This window comes from Bacillus cereus group sp. TH152-1LC, assembly GCF_027710505.1.
Lineage (GTDB): Bacteria > Bacillota > Bacilli > Bacillales > Bacillaceae_G > Bacillus_A > Bacillus_A mobilis.
Genome location: NZ_JAQFNK010000059.1, coordinates 1 through 4,958, shown reverse-complemented (window position 1 = coordinate 4,958; position 4,958 = coordinate 1). Strand labels below are relative to the sequence as shown.

Below are 4,958 nucleotides of genomic sequence, written 5' to 3'. Positions count from 1 at the left end.
GTCGCTCCCATTTCTCCAGTAGCTCCTGTTGGACCCGGTAGTCCTGTCGCTCCCATTTCTCCAGTAGCTCCTGTTGGGCCTATTCCACCTGCAGATCCTACTACACCAATTCCATAAGGTTGAATACCTGTTAGAAAAGTTGCAATGACAGTGTTCATCCTTTGATCAATTGCAGATATAGTATTACTTCCTTCATTAACCACATATATAATGTTTCCACCTGTAGAATTAGATATTCCAATCGGTGATGTTCCCACAGTAATAGAATCTGTTACTGTATGCGTTGTTGTACTAATAACCTCTACAATATTCGTATTATATCCAGTCACATAAACATACGTTCCATTTGATGTAATTGTAACTGCATAAGGCTTCACGCTAACTGGAATTGTCATGCTCACTGTGTTGGTTGCGATATCAATGACAGACACTGTTTTTCCACTATGATTTGTTACATAGGCGAATAAACCATCTGCTGCAATTGCTATGTCAATCGGTGCAGCTCCCACGATAACTGTTTTAATAATAGCTTTAGTGTTCGTATCAATTACAGAAACACGATTACTATTAAAATTTACAACGTAAACAAATGCCCCATTCGGAGTGACAGCAATACCTCTTGGCATACTTCCAACTGGAATGGTAGTTAACACAGCGTTACTTAGGGTATCGATGACGGATACTGTATTACTTCTAAAATTTGTTACATATACAGACTGTCCATTTGGTGTAATTGCTATATCTGTAGGATTTGTCCCTACATTAATGGATGTCAATACCGTATTCGTTTCTGTAAGAATAACAGATACGGTATTGCTCCCGAAATTCGCCACATAAGCATATTGACCGTCTGGAGTAATCGCTATCCCACGCGGTTTAATTCCTACTGGGATTTTAGAAACAACTTCATTATTTGCTACATCTATTACTTCAATATTATTATCCTTTTGACTCGTTACATACATAAATGTTAACGGCAAATTAATCTCCTCATTTCTAAACATCGTAGAATATTATTAAGCCCTACTTGTATTTTCACTATCATCATATAGCTCTTAAACTCTTTAACAAATCGGTATGACTTACATTCAAATGAATTTATGCATGATAAATTTCTAAAAGAGACTTATATAACATTCTATATATAATATGACGTTGAGATACTTTGGTTCATAAAACCAATCTACCTACCCTTCCTATAGCCCTACCGAAGTAAAAAACAAAATAATGAATAATACCTCGCCTCTTTCAACATTAACGAATAAAGTCTTAACAGGTGGTTTAATTAATGCTGGAAAAGCCCTTCAAACATACCAACCTATCTCTTATGAAGCCGAGCCTAATAATGATATTGCCAGTGCACACTCTCTACCAATGGGCCTCTTAATGGTTCTTTAAATCAAAATGATGCACAGGACATATTTAAAATAGATGTTCCTTCAAAAATGGATCTTTCAATTTCTGTACAAAACAAAAACAACATTGGATTAAGTTGGATTCTTGCTCATGCTTCTTCTCCCTCCGTATATGTATCCTATCTATCTACTAATAATAACAATATCCTTACAAATACCTACACCGCTGAAAAAGGAACGTATTATCTCATTATTTATAATTATGATTCTCGACCTGGACAATATGAAACTCTAATCAAATAGACTTTTCTAAATTATGACAAAAACATCAAAAATACAGATGAAAATGACTTCTGGATGTAATCAGAGAAAACCTTACAATTCCCTCCTTAAATTAGTACATTTACTTAATTTACAGGGCAATTGTATAAAGAGTTTTGAATCTATATGTTAGAGACTTCTATTTATTAAGCAAAATGATTAATCCTTGTATTAAAGACATTATCTAAATTTTTTAAAACTATCATATTGGAAATTTATATCCTACCAGAAGAGAGTTGTACAAAATTTATTATCACCTTTGAAAAAGTACAAAAATGACCATTTTATATTTTAATACGCATGGTATGATTGATTAGAAGGTGTTGTTTATTCTATATGTGTACGCAATATGTCTCAGATGACAACAAAACTTCCTATCAGTTCTAGCTAAGGAACAAACACTCGAAAGGGTGTTGTTCCAAATTGGACCTTTAGCTCAGTTGGTTAGAGCAGACGGCTCATAACCGTCCCGTCGTAGGTTCAAGTCCTACAAGGTCCATCTAATAAAAAGCACCTAGTACACTAAATCAGTACTAGGTGCTTTTCCATTCCTTACATACAAAACAAGGCTCCAGAATTGGAGCACACAAATAAAATGAATTAAAACAAATCACAGACTTTAATCATGTTAGCATGCCCTCTTATGATTTGCATTTCATTTTATACCTTTATAAAAGCACAAAAAATATCTATACTTTTCATAAGACCGTACCGTATAATCATATTACCATCTAACAAACCGTCTTAATTGCTTCAAAACTTCTCAGACCCAAAGTCCATTGCCTCATCATTGCAATGGACTTTTTCTAGTTATGGCCATATTTCACATGCGAAGACAGCTACACAAAAACATTCCAGCTCACCACCTTAGACTACTTACTTGCATATTACACCGTTTCACTACATAGACTCATATTACATAAGAAAACATCAACATGTCTTCATCCCGAAGAGCACCTCCACTCAATCCGGAGATGCTCTTTTCTTTATATCCCTCTACAACATTCGAATATTCATCTTTTTAAACTCTTATTCACCTCGCTAATTTTTGTTATTTTTCCTACCGCTTCGCTAGTGGAACGAAAATCCTATATACTTCTTTTCTGAAAATCGATATACTCCAATGTATAAGCATCTATATCGGAGGGGACTAGGTTGTTATATAAATTATGCTTAATCTCATTACTACTCATACTAGGAATCACTTTAATCGTCGTTAGCTGCTTCCTTGCTATTAGGACTAGGGCTAGGAATTATCTTTAGCGTGCTCATTATGTGGCTGCCTGATATCCTTTCGTGGATGATTAAGGGAGGGTTCCCTCAAGAAGACATTCTTTTAGAAAAGCAAGGTGTTTTACCTTATCCTCGCTTTTCCTTCTCCTACTATCCCTCGTAAACAAGCGCTTCATTTAAATATTTTTCCTTTATGGCCATTTAAACCAAAATATAAGCATGAAGTTACACTAATTCTTATTTTTAATGAAGTGCCATACCCGAAATTTGGTCACATATACTAAAAATGATTCAGCATCGCTTAACATAGATTGTTCTATCCCAAAACAGCGTACTCTTTGGTCAAGAATGCGCTGTTTTTTATTTTTATTTTTCATTTCTGCTGTTACATATAATACAATGGCAAATCAATTTAGAGATATATTTCTTTTTAGTTTACTTCACATACACATAGGCTGCATTTATTGTTATATAGTATGTTTCCCCCTTGCTATTGTGCACTTTATATTGCGGAGAACCATTTACATTTATTTTCGCATCAATTGTAAATCCTAATCCTGTATCTACAGAGCCAACCACATCTTTATCCTGCCAAGATGGAGCATCATAGAAACGTAGATTGTTAACTTTTGAAACCACGCGCTTACCTACAATTGAAGCATCCACAATGCTTTTCTTACTAAACTTTACATAGGATGGATCGTTCTTAATCCATTGTTCTCCACCTAGATTTAACCAGCCATCTTTTTCAGCCCACACAATATAAGATTCTGGTTTGTTTAATTGACGAACCTTAGAATAGCTTGTACCTGGTCCTTTACGTAAATTAACGTTGTAACCTTCCATATAAGCAATGCCGTCCGTTACAGCTGTTGGTTTAGATGGCTTCTCAGGAACAGAAACGTCCACACTAGAATTATATGCTCGTTGTACATCTGCTCTAAATTGAGCCTCTGAAACGCCATGAGACTTTAAATAATCAATTGGATCTTCATGATCCGTACCACCAAGGTAATGAGTTACATCGCTATGTGTCCACAATCCTTTTTCTACAGATAATTCACGGTCACGTAAGATTTTAGCTAGTAACTTAACGTATTTGTCATAGCTGCGTTTGAATTTTGTGTAGTCCGCTGTTTCGCATAACTCTACATGTACAAATCGTTTATTAGCAGCAGGACCGCCACCATAAGCAATGTATTTTGTATCAGCAATTTGGATTGTTTCGTCCCAATCGACTGCATAGTGAACAAATGCATTTCTCCATGTACGAGACTCATATTTTTGAATGTTAATAGCTGGAGCTTCTGCAGTTGCTGTAGAATGTGCTACAACGCCCTCATAAGCACCTACACCATAACGGTATGGTTGTTTCGGTAAATCAGGAATAATAAGAGCAAAAGCACTTGTAGCAAAAGAAACAGCAAGTACTAGAATCATAAGGAACGAGGTAATATGTTTCATTGTCTTTTTCATTTAGCATCAACATCCTTTTTTATAATTTTTGTGTGGTCAAATAATCCACTTGCCGACAGTCCAATGATGATTCCTTGAAATACATTTGTTTTGATATCTCCGCCCATAAATAAAACGCCTAGCATAATGCCAAGCGTTAAATTGAGTAACGGAACATATTTTGTTTGTAATCCAATTGTTTTTCCAATCTGTGAAAGACCTACTACAATTCCAATCATTACAGTAATTTCAAACATTACATACCACCTCCTTTCATTAAGAAAGTGAGAATGCCACCAACAATTCCGCCAACTATAAGTCGCAAAATCCAGGTAGTATTGGCGCTGATTTTATCTAGTTGTTTGTTGATATTGATAATGTCTTTCTCGTTACCTGTTGTCCTCATTTCTAAACTTTTAATCTCTAAGCGAATGTCCTTAATATCTTGCTTTATTTCTTGAACATCACTTCGTACATCTTGTAACGCTTCCACTTTGACCACCCCTTTTTAGGCAATAAAAAAACCTACTAATTATTTTCAAGATAAAAATTAATAAAAAATATATTTTTTTCACATGGATATCACCCCAACGC

The 4,958-nt window shown here is 35.1% G+C and carries 5 protein-coding genes and 1 tRNA gene; 2 read left to right on the top strand and 4 right to left on the bottom strand.

The features are described 5' to 3' along the window. Window positions 1–980, bottom strand: a 980-nt coding sequence (locus tag PDL00_RS34540; RefSeq protein ID WP_270733833.1) for a beta-propeller fold lactonase family protein, incomplete at its 3' end; no start/stop codon positions are given. A 438-nt stretch (window positions 981–1,418) separates the two neighbouring features. Here PDL00_RS34540 and PDL00_RS34970 point away from each other — a divergent pair. Beyond that, window positions 1,419–1,658: a pre-peptidase C-terminal domain-containing protein gene (locus PDL00_RS34970; protein WP_368857248.1), complete on the top strand. Its 240-nt coding sequence runs from the start codon at window positions 1,419–1,421 to the stop codon at window positions 1,656–1,658. Window positions 1,659–2,101: 443 nt separating this feature from the next. After that, window positions 2,102–2,175: transfer RNA gene (locus PDL00_RS34535), tRNA-Ile, on the top strand. A gap of 1,169 nt (window positions 2,176–3,344) precedes the next feature. On the opposite strand, the gene PDL00_RS34530 is transcribed toward PDL00_RS34535, so the two are convergent. Genes PDL00_RS34530 through PDL00_RS34520 form a run of 3 tightly spaced genes read right to left on the bottom strand, consistent with a single transcriptional unit; the run spans window position 3,345 to window position 4,857 of the window. Then, on the bottom strand, window positions 3,345–4,385 hold the full coding sequence (locus PDL00_RS34530; protein WP_270733832.1) for an N-acetylmuramoyl-L-alanine amidase: 1,041 nt from the start codon (window positions 4,383–4,385) through the stop codon (window positions 3,345–3,347). Beyond that, window positions 4,382–4,621: a hypothetical protein gene (locus PDL00_RS34525; protein WP_000461722.1), complete on the bottom strand. Its 240-nt coding sequence runs from the start codon at window positions 4,619–4,621 to the stop codon at window positions 4,382–4,384. The genes PDL00_RS34530 and PDL00_RS34525 overlap by 4 nt, the downstream gene beginning before the upstream one ends. Then, window positions 4,621–4,857 carry a hemolysin XhlA family protein gene (locus PDL00_RS34520; protein WP_000387825.1) on the bottom strand — a complete coding sequence of 79 codons (237 nt, stop codon included), beginning with the start codon at window positions 4,855–4,857 and terminating at the stop codon, window positions 4,621–4,623. Before PDL00_RS34520 ends, PDL00_RS34525 begins: the two co-directional genes overlap by 1 nt. Window positions 4,858–4,958: the final 101 nt, after the last annotated feature.